Below are 15,444 nucleotides of genomic sequence, written 5' to 3'. Positions count from 1 at the left end.
AAGACCAGAAGTTCTCAGCCCTTTTACAACCGTCCGTGATTTCGGGGTAGAACCCGTCTCAGCAGCAAGCCGGATGGCGATGGACAAGACGATCTTGTTCTCAAAGTTCACACTCTCCGATGCATTCAAGCAGGTATCGGCAACTTCGAACACGAAATCCAGGTAGCTCTTGGAGGAATGCTCATCAGCCCCCGTCTTTCCCAGGACCGAGTTGAACTGCTCATCTAGATGAGCGACCGTCAGGCTGGCCGTCCCTGGCTTCACGTGAAGCATCTTGGTAAGCACCTTGTAAGCGTCTGAGTCTTGCCCCTTCGTGTACTCTGCAACGTTACGCACGAAAGGAACTGTCGCCACTTTAATGATAGGATTCAAGTAAAACTGGTTCTTCCAATGATCAAAGACATTGGTCCGAACACCGTATGGTTCCTCAAGAGAAATTCCGTCCTTTGTCTTGACAGCCATGAAGCAATTTGTGCGCCCCACGTAGCGAGAGCAAGCCGTTCTAAAGAAATCGAAATTGTGAGTCAAGACCACTTGCGTGAAGTGGCTGTGCTCAGCGGCATCTCGCAAGTATTCAATGATGGCGTACTTATTCTTGTAGTCGAAAGAGTCTGCGATGTCATCGATGATGAAGAGCGCATCCTCTCCGGAGCTAATGCGGACGTTCATATCGAACATCACATTCAAGATGTAGAAGGCTTTGGCTTCGCCTGTACTCAGCGCTGCCAACAACTGCTTCTGTTCGACTACCGCCTCCTCATCTCCATCGACAAAAGTGAATCCAAGCGTCGGAGCTTCAGTACCAAGAATGGCGGAGACGAGGTTCTTCACTTCTAGGCGGAACGGCACTGAAAAGCGGTCATTGAACGTGGCGATTACATCTTGCCACTGCGTACGTTCGCGCGATGCTGCTTCTTCGATCTGCTGCTTGCGCTCATCCGTTTTCTCAACCAGCTGTAGCAGCGAGTCAACTTGGTCGTAGGACTTCTTCAGGTAGGACTTGATCACTTCCTCCCGAAACTCCTCAATGTTTGCGAGGTAAGGAAGAACGTCCTCGTGCTCGAGAAGGTACTCTTGAAGATCCCTTAGGTCCTGGTTTTTGTTGAAACTCTTCTCGATTTCCGCGTACTTCTTCGTCAGGTCAGGATCGCTAGAGATAGCGTCTCGCTCGGCTTGAATGATGTTCTCAAGCTGCTTTACGTTACCGATATCGCCATCTTCTGAGCCATTTAGTCGAATTGTATGCTTCGCATTAAAGAAACCATTGTCGGCGAGGTTCTTCGCGATCGTCGAAGCGTTAAAGTAGTTGAACACCCCGCGCTTGAAGTACTTCGACTTGTCAATGAGACTGTTGTAGCTCTTAACGTATGCCTCTATCGCCTGCTTGAAGTCCTTGGTCGCAAGAAGTGCTAGCGTTTTAGGATCAAAAATCCGGCAGTAGTCAACTTCAGCTAGAGGCGCACCTTCTTGCTTAGCCACCTCGTCCTTAACGCGAGCGAGGGCTTTCAAAAACTGGTTATCTGACCTTGTGAACGCCGCAGAGACCTCTCGGTCAATTGTCTTTGAGCCAGACAGTGACCGGAGGGTCTTGATAAGCGAGTCGGTCGCCTGCTGAACCTCATGCAGCAGTTTTTCATACTCCTGCCTCAGGTCGCTATTGACCAGCAAGAGAGATGTGCGCTCACTATTGACCACCTCTTCATAGCTTTTGACAACGACAACACTCGCCGGTGACAGATCAGATCCAGAATCGTCTTTGATCTCTCTCTTCGAAATCCGATCCGGGAAAATTCGGTCAACTGTCTTTCGGTCTGTCGCGACATCACGGAAGGTCTCGGCAAGCGAAGACTTCATAGCGCCGTTCGGCGCGTAGATTGCGACAGCTCGCTTCTTGCTGAAGTCAAACTTTGCCTGAAGCTTCTTGATGCCATAGCAATTTTCAAGGTCTATCGACAAACCGTCCATTAGTTCACCCCCAAGGTATCCAATCATCATTATCGCCCATTGATGGCTGCGCGCATGCAGCCATTGTCTGGATATCAGTCTCATGGGCTGCGATTGGGGCGGCTGCCCTTCGCTGACCACCCAGCTTGCGATAGGCATATCCCTCCTCGGTCGATCTTCAAGCCCCCCACCACTGGGCGACTACACGGCCATCCTAGAGGTCTATCGGGCCGCCGACGGAGCAGGGGGGGGGGAGGGGATCATCTTGGCCTGGATGGAGTAACTATTTCCTGCGCTGGGACGCGGCTCAACGTTTGCGGTGACGCCCTGACTCGCCTAAAGTTCCACTCGACTACCGCATGATGTCATTCCCGGTTGTCAGATTGACGCTAGATCGGCCATTCAAGTATCAAGGAGAGATTCTGAGTGAGTACGTACGCAATCGTCAGACAGGCAATCATTGATCGCCACCAAATCGTCGGCATTTACGATGGGTTCTACCGCGAGTTGTGCCCACATGTGATTGGGACAAAGAATGGGAAGGAGCAGACATTGTTCTTCCAGTTCGCAGGTGAGACAAGTGATGGTGGCATTGCCGACCCGTCGTCGAGCCAGAACTGGAAGTGCATGCAGCTAAGTAAATTCACAAAGGTTGAGGCACGCCCAGGCCCTTGGTATACCGCCGACAACCATACGAAACCATCCACTTGCGTTGATTCGATAGACATTCAGGTGAGCATTTGAGTGCTTGCCAGGTGGATCAGCAACACTGCAACAACTAGTGCGAGTTACTCGGACTAGGCCACCTCGGCGCCGTCGGCGCCGGGGCGGCAATCCAAAGGTCGGTTCGCCAATTTCCGGCAATTCTGAAGACCTTGGCAAGGCTGGTTACGATGGAGGTCGTCACGACAGATCCGCTGCAAAGGACCGATCCGCCGGCACCGTCGCATGAAAGGAGCGCCTCGGAAAGCACAGGGATAACAACGTCATTTCGCATAATGTATATCAGGTGCGCATTCAAACCCCGCTGGGTGCGCCTGTGCGTCGCGTGGCAGGGCGAATCCCACCCCTATCGCTAGGGCCATCGCGGTGGCGGCCAGCTTTCGCCACACTGCCTTTTCCTCTCGACTGATGGCGCGTGCCTCGCCAATGATCCCCAGGACGCGAGCCAGTGGTATGCCAGTGAGGCCGGCCAAAGTTGCGCAAACAACCGCGTCTGGGTGCGAAACGCCCTTGCGGTAGTTGCTGATCGCCGACGGTCTCACTCCGAGGCGCGGCGCTAAGTCCTTGTCAAAGCTCACATTGCAGACGTCTTTCGCCTTGTCGAGCAAAAAATTTACGTCCATTTGATTCAAGGGCCTTGATTTAGGGAATCCAAGGGTATTGAATCACGTCCGCGATACAAGAGCCTTGTATCGCACCCGCCAGCCGCTCCCCCTAGGGCGCTGGCGGGGATCTAGGGGCTGGGGGCAAGGGGCAGGGCATGGAAGGTCTGATGTTCACCGTAGCCGTGGTATCGGCGGCTTGCGTGTTGATCGGTCTGGCGCGACTCGGGGCGTGGGTACTAGACCGCCGCGAGCAAGACAAGTCCCGTCTGATCCGTGACGCGGCATTCGTCGCCCAGGTATCGGCGGAGGTCCGCAAGTGATCTTCCTCGTTCCGCTGGCAATCGTCGGCATCTACTGCTGGTTCAAAAATAGCCGTCGGGGGCCGTTCGAATGATCCCGACGCTGGAGGAGTTCCTTCAAGTGCTGGCCGGTGGCCTGATCATCACCGTTGCGTGGGTGTGGTTCTACGTTAACCGGAACGATGACCGATGAGCGCCTCTTCTGCACGCCTGATGCTCGGCTGCCAGCCGTCCAAGGAGACCTTTTCCCCGGTATCGACCGGTGAAAAGGGGCGGGGAGCAGGGCAGGTTGGCCCGGGGAGTAACACGGGCCAAAAGGGTCAGCAGACCGCGATCATCGACTACCTGACCCTTGTGATGCCCGCTTCCTCTCTGGAAGATTTTCGTTGTTCCAACGTGGACGTCCTGCTTTTCAAGCTGTTCGGCTTTCGTGGTGAAGTCGTCGCCGGTGCCATCCGCGAGAAGAACTGGAATTTCTACCCCCTGTCCGCCGTCCTTAAGGACCGCGAGGGCGAGCTTGTCGGCCGCATCGGCATGGGCGGCAACCGGGAAACGGTGTGCGTCAGCATCACCGGCGCTGGCTGCAAATGGGTCAAAGACTGGCGCGTCACCTTCAACGCTGCTTCCCAGCTCAAGGCCAAGATCAGCCGTGTGGACTGCGCGCATGACGACTTCGAAGGCAAGCGCCTGGACGTGCACGCGTTGCGTCAAGTAGCTGCGGAGGGCGGTTTTGCAGAGGGCGGCTGTCCGCCACGCCACCGTTTCATGTCCGATGAAGGCCACGGGACCGGCAATACGCTGTACGTCGGCGGCAAAGGCCACAAAGAGCTTTGCGTCTATGAGAAGGGCAAGCAGCTCGGCTTGTCGTCGTCTGCGTGGGTTCGCGCAGAAGTGCGCCTCTACGGCAAGCACGTCGAGGTACCGCTTGAGGTGCTTCTCGACCCCGGCGCCTACCTCCGGGGCGCTTACAGCGTTCTTCGCGATTTGATCAAGGGTGTGTGCAGCAGGCTGCGCACCATCCGCAAGCAAGTGGACGTATCGGTTGAAGCCGGTATCGAGTGGGCGCACCGACAGGTTGGCCCCTTCCTCAATGTACTTCGTGGCGCGTTCGGACCTTCGTGGTCCGACGTAGCCGAAGCCCGCATCCTCCGAGAAGGTCACCCCGGAAGGTTTCGCGGTATCGCCAAGGGTGACGCACTCCACAAACATGTGAGGGAAGGACTATGCCAATTTGCCGTGTGAAATCCGCTGTTGTCGATGAAGAGCGCAACCAGAAGGCCGGAACCATTATGCGTTCGCAGATGGTCGGCCTCGACTTGGGTAACGGCTTCGAATTGCCGTTCCGTGTTGGCCTCGGCCAGCGCCCGGCCTACACGCCGGGTGAGTACGACATCGACCCCAAATCGTTCGCGCTTGGCCAGTACGGGGACCTGACGCTGAAGCGTTACGTCGACCTTGTTCCGGTCGGCGCAAAGTCCGCACCCGTCAAGGTCAGCTGACATGACGCGGTACGTCTACGAATGCTTGCAGTTCGACCAGCAGACCGGCACCTGCATCCAAGCTGGATTCGTGCCGCGCAACGACATTCCCGACCTGACACCTGCCCAGGTCGGGATGCTTCTAGCCGCAGTCGCCGTCTTGTTCGCGGTTTCGTGGGGCTACAAGCACCTCGGCAGGACCATTCGTTCGTGACATTTCCTCAAGGAGTAGCAACATGGATTTTGACGTTACCGCAGCTGTTGGCATCATCGGCGGCATCAGCGCAGGCGTGGCCCTGATCGGCGCTTCCAAGCTTGCGCCAGCAGCTGTTGCCGTGGGCTGGAAGTGGCTCAAGGCCGCGATCTTCGGCTGATAGCCACCGCAACTGGGGTCGGGTAATCCGACCCCTTTTCTTTTGGAGAACGACATGCTCGCAGTGTTCGTACTTTGGGTTGGCGTGCTCGCCCTAAACATCGTTTTCGGTGACTAGCGAATGTGCTTCCGACTTCTCACAATCTTCGCAGCGCTCATCATCTCAGCCCTGTTGTCAGAGCCGGTGGCTGCGCAGGCGTCTGCGTGTACTGCGTCAGGTCAGTGCGACGAAGGACAAGCCTACGTCGCGGCAATCGCGTTGGCTGATGCTGAGGGGCCGCGCATATGCAAACTGATCGGCGGAAACAGCGCAACCTACAATGGCCCAAGCATCACGAAGCCGGAACCGGGCAGGTTTCAAGCCAACGTGAGCTGCACCCCCGGTGGTAGTGACTCTAATGCGGGCAGTACGTATTTCAGCAAGCTTTGCAGCGCAAGGCCTACGGAAATGGGGTGGAAGGGTGGCCCCACTGCTGGCAGCGTCGGTGTGTGTCATGACGGCTGCGTATATACCAGCTCTCTCGACGCGAGCGCACCTAACGGTATTTCGTTCGATCCCACTGGAGGTACTTGCAACAAGAAGGATATTCCCGAGCCCGAGCCGGCTGATCCGGGCGACGGTGGCGGTGACGGAGATGGTGGTGGCGGGGACGGTGGTGGTGGTGATACAGGCGGAGGCGATGGGGATGGCGGCGGAGGCGGTGATGGGGACGGTGGCGGCAGCGGTGACGGCGACGGAGACGGCGGCGGTGGTGATGGGGGAGGGGATGGCGACGGCGGTGACGGGGATGGGGACGGCGACGGCGACGGCGATGGCGACGGTGATCCGGGCGGCGAACAACCCAATGTGCCGTCTCCGGAATACCCGGGAGATATCCCGATGCCATGGGCGGACGGCCAGATGCCATCTAGCCCGGACGGTCAGTGGTCTAGCGGTCTAGGCGGCGGGTCATGCCCGGCACCAAAGTCGGTATCGCTTAGCCTGGGCGGCATGTCCTCCACCTTCGAATTTTCATTTCAGCCGCTGTGTGACTTCGCGGTCCACATTCGCGGCCTGATCTTGGCGTGTGCAGCACTTGCATCCGCCTACATCATTGCGGGAGTGCGGAAATAATGCCGTGGCTTGCTGGATTCCTTGTCAGCCTTCTGGGCAATTCGCTTGCGCGCGTGCTAACCGGCGCAGGGTTGGGCCTTGCCACCGGCGCTGCTCTGCTGCCGTTGGTGCGCATTGCGTTGAACAAAATTCCTCAGCTGTGGGGTGGAATCGCAGCTGACATGTCAAACATTCTCCTCATGTCCGGCATCGGGGAGGCCCTAACAATGATCGGCTCAGCGTTCGTTACGAAAGTGATGATCGACGCGGGCAAGGTCGCAGTAACCAAGGCGGCTACCAAATGATGTACCTCATTTCCGGGCAACCGGGTAACGGCAAGACCCTGCGCGCGTTGGCGATGTTGCTGGAGTTCTACAACCAGAACATGCAGCAGGTGAAGGAGGGCAAGGCCCAGCCGCGTCGGTTCTATACCAACGTCGCAGGGGCAACCTGCGATGAGAACCCCAACGCGTTCCCATGGCTGGAAAAGTTGCCAGATCACAACGACTGGACGCTGCTTCCGGACGGATCGTTCGTGCTCTACGACGAAGCCCACTCAGATGGCAATACGCAGGGCCTTGAGCGCTATGGTCGGTTGTTCCCGTCGACGGGAAAGCCGGGCGAGTCTGACGATCCACGAATCCGGGCCATGTCTACCCATCGGCATCGCGGGTTTGACCTTATTTTCGTTACTCAGTGGCCGAACAAGATTCATCACCAGGTTCGAACCCTGATCGGCTCACACGTCCACATGAACCGGTCTTTCGGCATGCAGCGCGCCGGTGTATTGACGTGGACGCGAGTTCAGGCGGACCCATACGATGAGCGCGTGCGCGAGAAGGCGGAAGAGGAAATCTGGGCCTACCCGAAGGCTCTATACCCGCGCTACCGCAGCGCTACGCTGCACACCGCGAGCTACAAATTCAAGGTTCCGGCCCGAGTCTGGCAGGGCCTCAGCGTCACCGTTGCAATCATCGCCCTGTGCTGGGGCATTTGGTACTTCATTGCCAAGCCTGCTACCGCCAAGGGGCCTGAAAAGCAGGCCACTGATGCAGCCGCGACGGCGGCGACCTCAGCCCTAGCGCCCTTGGGCGCGGGCGCGCCGGCGGCGCAGCCGCTCACGAAAGAGGAATACGTCGCTCAGCACACTCCCAGAATTCCAACTCAGCCGTGGTCAGCTCCCATCTACGATGGCAGATCTGTTGCCTCCCAGCCGGAGCTGTACTGCATGGCTTCGGGGCAGGGCGCCGATACCACGTGCACCTGTTTGACCGAACAGGGAACCAAGGCTCGTATCCGCCTGGACATGTGCGTTCTGATGGCGCTGAACGGTCCCGAGTACAACCCCTATCGAGAGCCTCGGCAGACCCGTGAGACCGGCGTGCAGCCTGCTGTCGGAGTCGCCGCTGACGGTACCGGTGATCGGTCCGTCCCGGGTAGCGTCATCGGCGTTGCTCCGCGCCCATTGGCAACGTTTCCCGAGTCATCCCAGAATCGCTACGGTGGGTCGTAGTTGGGTGCAGGGGGTCAGGCCTCTACCGTCAACAGGGTGAGTTCACCTGCTTCCAACCGTTCTCTACTCTCAGAAATCTGCGGCCCTCGATACAGCGCTCATTTGGCCCTATTGGCCGCGTAGTTTCGGAGCGATTCCCTCGGCTGGGATCTACGTATGGGGTGGATATTTTTCGAACCTCAGTGGTCATCTGCCGCTCAAGCTGTATCAGTTGGTAGCGCGCCCAAGCAGCCTCGATCAGGCTATGCGCGGACAGCGCGAGAAAGACACCCAACCCAACCTGCCACCAAATGCTGTAGATGGCGCTGGCGGTCCTTTGATCGTTCAACTCCGTTCCCCTAGTTTGGTCCGGGTCGCATTCTACCGGGGTGTAGGGGCAGGGCCCCTACGATCAACGCCTCACCCGCGTCGGCCAGGTCTCGGCCCACGCCGCATATGGACCACATTGGACGGCTCGGCCTCGGGACCGGGATCCCCCATGCCCAACCGCCGTTGGCGACGTGCTTGGATCGCCTCACGGAGAACGATCACATTTGTAGAACGATGACGCCTGCTGGCGTCGAGATTGTGAGCATTGCTGCAACTGTCGATCGCCGCTTCTGAACGAGCCTGCTGCATCATCAGCCGCCATTCCCGGGCGATATTGCACGTCAGCGACCACCAAACCATGTCGCAGGGTTCCAGTTGGTGACCTTCGGGCGTAAACATGTGCCCACCCTGAAAGCCGAAACCGGCCCAAGGGCCGGTCAAGTTGATGCGGTCGTGCGGGTCCATCTCGCTCATGCTGCAATCTCGTCCTTGCTGGGGGAACGAGTAGGGAAGCAAGAGCCAAGCCATAGGCCCAGCCATTGCCAGCCGGAGCCAACGAATTCGGCGACGCGACGGCGCACAATGAGCCAGATACGCCATTTCGCATAATGTATATTATGTAAGACCCGAAGTAGCCTGGCAGGGCCCGCCACACCTCACCCTCCAGCCTGAGCCAACTGCTCCTCAACCAGACCCATCACCCGACCCTTGCCCTCACTCCACGGCATGTTCCGAACCAGGTTCCGCAGCAGCCTCACATCCTGGCTCCAACCCAGGCGGTCACTGATCCGGTGCAGCTCTTTGCCTTTCCGAACAACCGCTCCATGTGCGTCGCCATGTCCCTGCAGCGCATCCAGAACCTGCGCTGCATCCAGCTGCATACGAAGCCGCCGCACCCGTCGGCGCCACCGGTGCACGGCTTCTGGATCATCCTCGCGAGCGGCCCGTTTACCAGCCTTTGCCGCTCGACGTTCACTTGCCTCAAGCGCCGTCCGGATCGAACGCCGCCGCAACGAATGCCATGGCTGGTCCTCAAGCCGCTGCAGAACCTGTTCCACAACACGCCGCCTGCGTAAAAATCCAGGGTCCACGCCCAGCGAACGCTGCAGAATTCGCGTACGCCGCAGTTCCAGTGCTTCGATGATCGGCGCCCATCCCAGTTCCGGGTGCGCCGCTTGGAGTCGATTGGCGGTCTCGACCACCACGTGCGCGTCCCGCATGCCAGACAGGCCTTTGCCGAGCTGCCTCAGCGCACGGTCTTCGCGCTCCAGATCAAAGGTGTCGTCCGTGAGCAACCCCAACACGGCCCGCATCCGACGAATCGCCTTGCGGGCGACATGGATCGCTTCGTTTTGGTCATTCGCCGCAGGGAGCGCATCCAGAATCGCCCGGGCATCCTTCACCAGCAGATCTCGAGCGGCCAGGCCGGGTGCGTCTGCTGACATGAATCCACCTGTGGCTGGACGATCCCTGAAGTGTACCCACTGGCCTGCCGGTCGGCGTGATGCGTCACGATAATGCCACCCCGGCCGTGCCATCGTCAGCGCCGTACAAACGCGGCCACCGGTAAAAGTACGCACGACAATCCCTGCCGGTCCGCCCGATACTCGTCCTGCCCAAGACGCCGCAGCCTGCAGGAGCATCCTCATGACGGTACCGAGCGCGAAGCATGCCTGTCCGATCTGGTCCTTGGCGACACCGCTGTCCATGGCGCTCTGCATGCTCTCGGCCAATGCGTCCGCGCAGCAGCAGGATGCCGACGCCATCGCCAAGAAACTGTCCAATCCGGTAGCCGCGCTCATCAGCGTGCCGTTCCAGTACAACTACGACCAGACCTGGGGCGATGACGGCCACCGCAACCTGTTGAACATTCAGCCGGTGGCGCCCTTCTCCCTCTCCGAGCACTGGAATGTGATTTCGCGGACCATCCTGCCGGTGGTGTACCAGAAGGACGTCATTCCCGGGACCGACCAGGCCGGGATCGGCGACATCACCCAGAGCTTTTTCTTTTCCCCGAAGAAACCCGACGAGGGTGGCCTGGTATGGGGCGTTGGCCCTGCGATGCTGCTGCCTACCGGAACCGATGACCTGGGCGCCGATACCTGGGGGCTGGGCCCTACCATCGTCCTGCTCAAACAGGAAGGCGCTTGGAGCTACGGCGCGCTGGCCAACCATATCGTCGATGTTGGCGGTGGCCGCCGCCGGGTGGATATCAGCTCCACGTTCCTGCAGCCGTTCGTGTCACGTGGCATCGGGCAAGGACGCACCGTCGGCGTCAACCTTGAGTCAACCTACGACTGGGAAGCGAAGCAATGGACGCTGCCGCTGAACGTCTTCTACAGCAAGGTGACCAAGCTCGGTTCGCAGATGCTAAGCTACCAGGGCGGCGCGCGCGTATACGTGGACACGCCAAGCGGCGGGCCCGACTGGGGCGTGCGCTTTACGGTCACGCTGCTGTTTCCCGAGTGACCCTCTGCCTGCGTTGAACGCTATAAGAGCGGTGGAACGCCAGGGGAACGCTCGCCCGGGAGCGCCGCTGCTTCCTGGCGTGCCTGCCGTGCGGAACCGGCGTCGCCGCGCTTTCCATACAACGCAGCGGCCAGCCAGGCGACGCGATAGTCGACGGCGGCATACGCATCCAGTTCCCCCAGCACGGCCGTGGCCTGGTCGAGCTGGCGCGCGTCCATCAGGATGCGGGCCCGCAGCAGGTTGGCTCTTACCCGGTCATTGGGACTGCCATCGCGATTGGCGATGGCGAGCGCGGTCTGCGCGTCACGCAGGGCCGCCGCACGGTCGCCGAAACGATGTTGGACGATCGCACGTGCAAAGGCATCGGCCGGATCCGGTCGGGTGGCGGTACCGCCCGTACCATCCGGCCGCAACCAGCGTGCGGCGTCTGTCGAGGTCCCCGCCGCCTGTACGGCAATGGCCGCAACGCCGGCATCCTGGCCGTCCGGGCGAGCGCCTGCATTGCCTGCCCACTGCCCTGCCCCGGCCGCGTCGCCACGGGCCACGGCCAGGGCCATGCGCAGGCGCGCCGCCGACAGGTCCTGTGAACGGGTGGCGGCCAGCGCATCGATGGCGGCCTTGGTCTCGCCCAGGTCGCCATTGGCAAGCGCAACCGTGGCGCGCGCGTTCTGGATGACCGCAACCAGCTGCGGGTCTTCCAGCGCGCCGCGCAGCGCATCGGTTCGCGCGAGGCTCGCCCGCGCCTGTGCGGGCTGCACCAGCTCCAGCTGCGCCATCGCTTTTGCCGCCAGGGTGGCGGCGAGGTAGTCGTTGACCTGGAAACGCTCGAACACGTCGATGGCGCTGTCGAACTCCTGCAGCGCCTGCGGCCAATGGTTGCGCATACCCTCCATGCGCCCCAGGTTGGCGCCGACCATCGCCGCGGAAACCACGTCACCGGTGCGCCGCATCGCGACCCGTGCCTGGCCGAGGTCGGCCACGGCGGCTTCCAGGTTGCCCTGCTGCACCTGGGCCACGCCGCGACCGTTGTACGCGTTGCCCAACAGACTGGTATCGTGGTTGCTGGCGTCGTCGACAAGTACGGCCAGTGCCTGGCTGTAATGGGCCTCGGCCTGGTCAGGTTCTCCTGTGCGGAGCGCGACTGCGCCGAGCCCCATCAGCCCCTTGGCGCGCACGCCCGCGGCGGCGGCTGGCTGCTGTGCGAGGGCACGCTCGAACAGGCGCGCGGCATCGGTCATGCGCCCTGCCCGATATTCCAGCTGGCCTTCGCGCACCTGCAGCGCGGCGCTGTCGCGTAGCGCCGCCGGCGTAGCCTGGATCTGCGCGCGCGCCGCGTCCAGCTGGCCGGCGTCGAGCTCGGCGTCGATGCGACGCAGGCGCTCCTGCAGTGCGGTGGGCGCGGCACGGTCGGGAGACGCACGCTGGATGCGATGCAGCCAGGCATCGGTGGCGACGGCCATGGCCTGCAGGGGCGTATCGCCCACCGCGTCGACCGATACGTCGCTGGCGCTGTCGAGCACGCGCAGCTGCACCCGCCACTGCGCGCCACTGCGCTGCGCGCTCGGCACGATCAACCAGCGTGCGTCGCTGCGCGTGAGCAGTTGTTTCAAGGTGTCGGTGTCCAGTGCCGCACCCTCTTCCAGCCCTGCGCCCAGGTGCAGGGTCTGCTCGGTCGGGGTGACCTGCAGTGCCGCACCGCGCAGGCGGTCGGCGGCATATTCCATCGCGCCGAGGCGGACCCAGCTTGCATCCGCTTCGTCCTCGTCCACCCGCACCGGCAGCACGGTTGCGCGCATCTGCGCGGCAGCCGTTGCAGCCGCAGGCACCGGGGCCGGGCGCATGATCCGCGCGGCGACCACGCCCAGCAATAGAACGACTGCCGCCACGGCCAGCACGATCAGCCAGCGCGGGGCGCGAACGCGCCCGGAAACGGTGCTCGCTGCAGGCTCAAGTGCCACCGGCACAACAGTGTGCGCAGCGGTGTTGTCGACGTCGGGCACATCCGCCGGCGCAGGTGTCGGCGTCGCTGCCGCTGCCGCTGCCGCTGCGGCAGGATCCAGTTCTTCCACCTCGGCTACCCAGCGGTAGCCGAATCCGGGCACGGTGCGGATCATCGTCTGGCGGTCGCCGGCATCGTCCAGTGCCTTGCGCGCGCGGCGCATGGTCTGGGTGATCACGGTATCGCTGACGTCCGCCCTCCCCCACACCGCCGACACCAGTTCGTCACGGCCCACCGCGCGTTGGCGGTTGGCCACCAGATAGACCAGGCACTCCAGCGATTTGAGCGGCAACGGCAGCCGATGCCCGGCGCGGCTCAGCTCGCGTACGGCAGGGTCCAGCACGAACTCGCCAAATCGGTACCGGATAAGGCGCATCAACCTGGCCTGCCTCGTCTACGTTGGGGGATCCCCATCCTACGACAGCAAACGCCGCTGATGCTTAGTCGATCCGCACATGGAATGCGTAGATCCGGCGCTGACGGGTGGCCAGTTCCTGGCCGCATTCAAACAGCAGCTCGCCCTGCCCCGCTGCAAGCCCGCGAAAGCGCCAGGTGTGGGGACCGGCCACGCGGGCCGGCTCCCGTTCCAGGTCGAGTACGGCGGCCGGCGTCGTCCGCAACCAGCAGCGGTAGCCGCTGGCTGAATGCGCTGGAAGGCGTACCTCCACGCGCTGACCGGGTGACACGTTTACCACCCGGCCGTCATCGTCGTGGTCCAGCGCAATCACCGGCAACGCCCTCGTTGCCGGTGCCACGCCCGCCGCGGCGGGTGGCTGCGCGCTTCCACTGCATCCCAGCAGCGCGCCCACCAGCAGCGCGGGAAGCGCACGCCGCTTCACTCAGTTCACCTTGACCAGCAGGCGCGCGCCGCTGGTGGCCTGAGTGGCGCTCACCGCCAGGTAATAACGACCCTGCGCCGGGTTGAGCACGGTGATGGCCTGGTTGACCCCCGGGCGTGCCGACGCACCGGCATTCTGGTTCGGCAGCGGATCCATTTCGTATCCGGCCAGCAGCTGCAGTTCGCCGCGACCGCCGTAGGTGGTGATCTCCAGCCGCGCTTTCCCGGGGGCCACGTCGATCACGTACAGATCGCGCTGGCCGGCGTCCATGGCCGGCAGCAGCATGGCGGTGCCGGGGCTGGTGGGGATGCCGTCGATCGGCTGGCCGAAACTGCGCGCCCGCGCAACCGCGGCGGCGGCGTCGAGCAGGCCGGCGCCGTTGGGCTGGGTCTGCTTGACCGGGAACGCGCGCGAAGTGGCCTTCAGCAGCCCTCCCACCTGCGAGGGCGTCAACGGCTGCGTGGCCACGCTCTGCATCAACGCCACCACGCCCACCACATGCGGCGTCGCCATCGAGGTGCCGGTGTAGCCAGCGTAGATGTCGCTGCCCGGTACCGTGGTGCCGTTGTTGAGGGTGGACCAGATATAGCCGTTCGGGCTGCCTTCGGTGCCCGCGCCACCGGGTGCGGCCAGGTCGATGCCGGCACCATAGTTGGAATAGCTGGCGCGTTGGCCGGAATAGCCGGTGGCACCGACGGTGATCACGTTGGCGCAGCTGGCCGGCGAGTGGTCGGTGACCGGGGCATTGTCGTTGCCCGCGGCCACCACCACGACGGTGCCAAGGTTCACTGCAGCGTTGATTGCGGCCTGGGTATCGGCGTCGCAGGCGTGCGCGCCGCCCAGGCTCATGTTGATCACTTCGGCCGGCGTGGTGTTGTCCGGCACGCCGTCGATGTGGCCACCGGCGGCCCAGACGATGGCGTCGTTGATGTCGGAGGTATAGCCGCCGCAGCGACCCAGCACGCGTACCGGCAGGACCTTGGCGTTGTAGGCAATGCCCGCACCGCCCACGCTGTTGTTGGTGACCTCGGCGATCGTGCCCGCCACGTGGGTGCCGTGCCAGCTGCTGTTGCTGGCCGGCGAGCCGTCACCGCACTCGTTGATCGCGCTGTAATCGCCGATATCCCAGCCGCCGGGCACGCGGCTGTCGTCGGCGCGGTGCGAGACGAACGCATCGGAAATGAAGTCGTAGCCCGGCAGCAGGTTCGCTTCCAGATCGGCGTGGTGGGTGGCGCCGGTGTCGATCACTGCCACCACCACACCCGCGCCGGTCGCGCCGGACTCCCACGCGGTGGTGACCCGTGCGCCACCCGCGCCGGTGCCGTAGTGCCACATCTGGTGGCTGCTCAGCACCGGGTCGTTGGGAACGGCGGCGGCATGCATCAGGCGGTCTACCCGCACCGACGCCACGTTGGGATCGGCGGCGATGGCGCGCATCAGGGTTTCAGCCTGGCTGCGGTCCAGCCGCTGCGAGGCACGCACCACGTGCTGGCCGCTGAAGGTTGCGCGCAGGCTTTTCACCTGCAGCGCGGTCGCGCCCTGCGCGGTGGCGAGGCGTGCGCCCAGTTGCGGGCGGGCACGGCCGGCGGCAGCGTCCAGCGAGCGCTGGCGAGCCGCAGGCTGGGTGCGTTCGGCGGTGCCCGGCTTGTAGGTCACGATGAAACGAGGGGACAGCGTGGCGTCTTCGATGGAGGCCAGGTCGACGCTGCCGGCGAAGGCGGGCGCGCAGGCAGCGGTAACCAGCAGGCTCAGAACGGAACGACGGAAATGCATGGATGGATTCCTTGTAGGCGGAGTCTG

The 15,444-nt window shown here is 62.3% G+C and carries 15 protein-coding genes; 9 read left to right on the top strand and 6 right to left on the bottom strand.

The features are described from left to right. A partial coding sequence (locus RWO33_RS07960) for a phage infection protein (protein ID WP_314103938.1) occupies positions 1-2,103 on the bottom strand: 2,103 nt, incomplete at its 3' end. Between the two features lie 1,336 nt (positions 2,104-3,439). On the opposite strand from RWO33_RS07960, the gene RWO33_RS07955 reads away from it, so the two are divergent. The 8 genes from RWO33_RS07955 to RWO33_RS07920 all read left to right on the top strand — a co-directional run bounded on the left by RWO33_RS07955 (position 3,440) and on the right by RWO33_RS07920 (position 8,028). After that, a complete protein-coding gene (locus RWO33_RS07955; RefSeq protein WP_314103936.1) occupies positions 3,440-3,592 on the top strand; it encodes a hypothetical protein in 153 nt (50 codons plus the stop codon). A gap of 168 nt (positions 3,593-3,760) precedes the next feature. Continuing rightward, complete coding sequence (locus tag RWO33_RS07950) at positions 3,761-4,813, top strand: replication initiation factor domain-containing protein (RefSeq protein ID WP_314103933.1); 1,053 nt, start codon at positions 3,761-3,763, stop codon at positions 4,811-4,813. Next, the gene (locus tag RWO33_RS07945; RefSeq protein WP_314103931.1) at positions 4,810-5,070 is read left to right on the top strand and encodes a single-stranded DNA-binding protein; all 261 of its coding nucleotides are present in this window, start codon (positions 4,810-4,812) and stop codon (positions 5,068-5,070) included. Before RWO33_RS07950 ends, RWO33_RS07945 begins: the two co-directional genes overlap by 4 nt. 1 nt (position 5,071) lies before the next feature. Beyond that, complete coding sequence (locus tag RWO33_RS07940; protein WP_314103929.1) at positions 5,072-5,263, top strand: hypothetical protein; 192 nt, start codon at positions 5,072-5,074, stop codon at positions 5,261-5,263. A 22-nt stretch (positions 5,264-5,285) separates the two neighbouring features. Beyond that, positions 5,286-5,423 carry a major capsid protein gene (locus tag RWO33_RS07935; protein ID WP_314103926.1) on the top strand — a complete coding sequence of 46 codons (138 nt, stop codon included), beginning with the start codon at positions 5,286-5,288 and terminating at the stop codon, positions 5,421-5,423. 493 nt (positions 5,424-5,916) lie between these two features. Next, the gene (locus RWO33_RS07930; protein ID WP_314103924.1) at positions 5,917-6,363 is read left to right on the top strand and encodes a hypothetical protein; all 447 of its coding nucleotides are present in this window, start codon (positions 5,917-5,919) and stop codon (positions 6,361-6,363) included. 172 nt (positions 6,364-6,535) lie between these two features. Continuing rightward, positions 6,536-6,820 (top strand): DUF2523 domain-containing protein, encoded by a 285-nt coding sequence (locus RWO33_RS07925; protein WP_314103922.1) that lies wholly within the window; start codon positions 6,536-6,538, stop codon positions 6,818-6,820. Beyond that, on the top strand, positions 6,817-8,028 hold the full coding sequence (locus RWO33_RS07920) for a zonular occludens toxin domain-containing protein (protein ID WP_314103920.1): 1,212 nt from the start codon (positions 6,817-6,819) through the stop codon (positions 8,026-8,028). Before RWO33_RS07925 ends, RWO33_RS07920 begins: the two co-directional genes overlap by 4 nt. A 399-nt stretch (positions 8,029-8,427) precedes the next feature. On the opposite strand, the gene RWO33_RS07915 is transcribed toward RWO33_RS07920, so the two are convergent. Together RWO33_RS07915 and RWO33_RS07910 are read right to left on the bottom strand one after the other, a co-directional pair. Then, positions 8,428-8,811, bottom strand: a complete 384-nt coding sequence (locus tag RWO33_RS07915; RefSeq protein WP_314103917.1) for a DUF3653 domain-containing protein — start codon at positions 8,809-8,811, stop codon at positions 8,428-8,430. Positions 8,812-8,993: 182 nt separating this feature from the next. Further along, positions 8,994-9,782, bottom strand: a complete 789-nt coding sequence (locus RWO33_RS07910) for a CHAD domain-containing protein (protein ID WP_314103914.1) — start codon at positions 9,780-9,782, stop codon at positions 8,994-8,996. 202 nt (positions 9,783-9,984) lie between these two features. Between RWO33_RS07910 and RWO33_RS07905 the strand changes: the two genes are divergently transcribed. After that, positions 9,985-10,806: a transporter gene (locus tag RWO33_RS07905; protein ID WP_314103912.1), complete on the top strand. Its 822-nt coding sequence runs from the start codon at positions 9,985-9,987 to the stop codon at positions 10,804-10,806. 20 nt (positions 10,807-10,826) lie between these two features. On the opposite strand, the gene RWO33_RS07900 is transcribed toward RWO33_RS07905, so the two are convergent. From RWO33_RS07900 to RWO33_RS07890, 3 genes are all read right to left on the bottom strand, one after another. Then, the gene (locus RWO33_RS07900) at positions 10,827-13,181 is read right to left on the bottom strand and encodes a winged helix-turn-helix domain-containing protein (protein WP_314103911.1); all 2,355 of its coding nucleotides are present in this window, start codon (positions 13,179-13,181) and stop codon (positions 10,827-10,829) included. A 64-nt stretch (positions 13,182-13,245) separates the two neighbouring features. Next, entirely contained in the window at positions 13,246-13,644 is a 399-nt protein-coding gene (locus RWO33_RS07895) for a protease inhibitor I42 family protein (protein ID WP_314103909.1), read from the bottom strand. Next, positions 13,645-15,417, bottom strand: a complete 1,773-nt coding sequence (locus RWO33_RS07890) for a S8 family peptidase (protein WP_314103907.1) — start codon at positions 15,415-15,417, stop codon at positions 13,645-13,647. Between the last annotated feature and the right edge of the window lie 27 nt (positions 15,418-15,444).

It is taken from the genome of uncultured Stenotrophomonas sp. (assembly GCF_963519925.1).
GTDB classification, from domain to species: Bacteria; Pseudomonadota; Gammaproteobacteria; order Xanthomonadales; family Xanthomonadaceae; genus Stenotrophomonas; species Stenotrophomonas maltophilia_AE.
Note: the sequence above shows the minus strand (reverse complement) of the source record. Positions and strands in the feature narration are given on the sequence as shown.

Excerpts from the sequence above, each read along its gene's own strand:
- RWO33_RS07935 (WP_314103926.1), top strand. The coding sequence starts at position 5,286 with ATGGATTTTGACGTTACCGCAGCTGTTGGCATCATCGGCGGCATCAGC.
- RWO33_RS07940 (WP_314103929.1), top strand. The coding sequence starts at position 5,072 with ATGACGCGGTACGTCTACGAATGCTTGCAGTTCGACCAGCAGACCGGC.
- RWO33_RS07920 (WP_314103920.1), top strand. The coding sequence starts at position 6,817 with ATGATGTACCTCATTTCCGGGCAACCGGGTAACGGCAAGACCCTGCGC.
- RWO33_RS07890 (WP_314103907.1), bottom strand. The coding sequence starts at position 15,417 with ATGCATTTCCGTCGTTCCGTTCTGAGCCTGCTGGTTACCGCTGCCTGC.
- RWO33_RS07955 (WP_314103936.1), top strand. The coding sequence starts at position 3,440 with ATGTTCACCGTAGCCGTGGTATCGGCGGCTTGCGTGTTGATCGGTCTG.
- RWO33_RS07950 (WP_314103933.1), top strand. The coding sequence starts at position 3,761 with ATGAGCGCCTCTTCTGCACGCCTGATGCTCGGCTGCCAGCCGTCCAAG.
- RWO33_RS07915 (WP_314103917.1), bottom strand. The coding sequence starts at position 8,811 with ATGAGCGAGATGGACCCGCACGACCGCATCAACTTGACCGGCCCTTGG.
- RWO33_RS07910 (WP_314103914.1), bottom strand. The coding sequence starts at position 9,782 with ATGTCAGCAGACGCACCCGGCCTGGCCGCTCGAGATCTGCTGGTGAAG.
- RWO33_RS07925 (WP_314103922.1), top strand. The coding sequence starts at position 6,536 with ATGCCGTGGCTTGCTGGATTCCTTGTCAGCCTTCTGGGCAATTCGCTT.
- RWO33_RS07930 (WP_314103924.1), top strand. The coding sequence starts at position 5,917 with ATGACGGCTGCGTATATACCAGCTCTCTCGACGCGAGCGCACCTAACG.
- RWO33_RS07900 (WP_314103911.1), bottom strand. The coding sequence starts at position 13,181 with ATGCGCCTTATCCGGTACCGATTTGGCGAGTTCGTGCTGGACCCTGCC.
- RWO33_RS07905 (WP_314103912.1), top strand. The coding sequence starts at position 9,985 with ATGACGGTACCGAGCGCGAAGCATGCCTGTCCGATCTGGTCCTTGGCG.